This is a genomic window from Burkholderia sp. LMG 13014, from assembly GCF_905232215.1.
GTDB lineage: Bacteria > Pseudomonadota > Gammaproteobacteria > Burkholderiales > Burkholderiaceae > Burkholderia.
This window is the reverse complement of record NZ_CAJNKE010001077.1, coordinates 1-492: the sequence shown is the minus strand read 5'-3', so window position 1 is coordinate 492 and position 492 is coordinate 1. Positions and strand designations below refer to the sequence as shown.

The 492-nt window shown below is 64.6% G+C and carries 1 protein-coding gene; it reads left to right on the top strand.

Features of this window, described 5'->3' with window-relative positions; genetic code table 11:
- Positions 1–61 precede the first annotated feature (61 nt).
- A partial coding sequence (locus JYJ84_RS37470; protein WP_275890780.1) for a contractile injection system protein, VgrG/Pvc8 family occupies positions 62–492 on the top strand: 431 nt, incomplete at its 3' end.

Genomic DNA, 492 nt, shown 5'->3' with positions numbered 1-492 from the left:
TCAGCCACAACCCAGCCTACGGACCTTCGCTTATACCGAGAACGTGCGTACTGCGCGCCAGGTGCAGCGCGACTACACGTTCAAGAATCCGCGCTTCAACCACGAGTACCCACGCGACGGCACCGATCTCGATCATCAGGGCCGCGGCTACGCCCGCTACGACTATCCGGGCCGATATAAACACGAAGCCAGCGGCAAGGCGTTCACTCACGATCGGCTGCGCGGCCACCGGCGCGATGCACGTGTGGCGGTCGTCAGTGGCGATGACGCGCGCTTGCAACCGGGTATCGCCTTCGCGCTCACGGGCCACCCGCGCGAGGATATGAACCGTAGTTGGCGTCCGGTGAGCCTGGTGCATCACGGCAAGCAGTACACCAGTCAGGCCGAGGAGAGTGCCGACGCACAACACGGCACGTACTACGGCTACGAAGCGGTACTGGTGCCGGACGATGCCGAATGGCGCGCTGAGCCGTTGCCGCACCCGCGCATCGA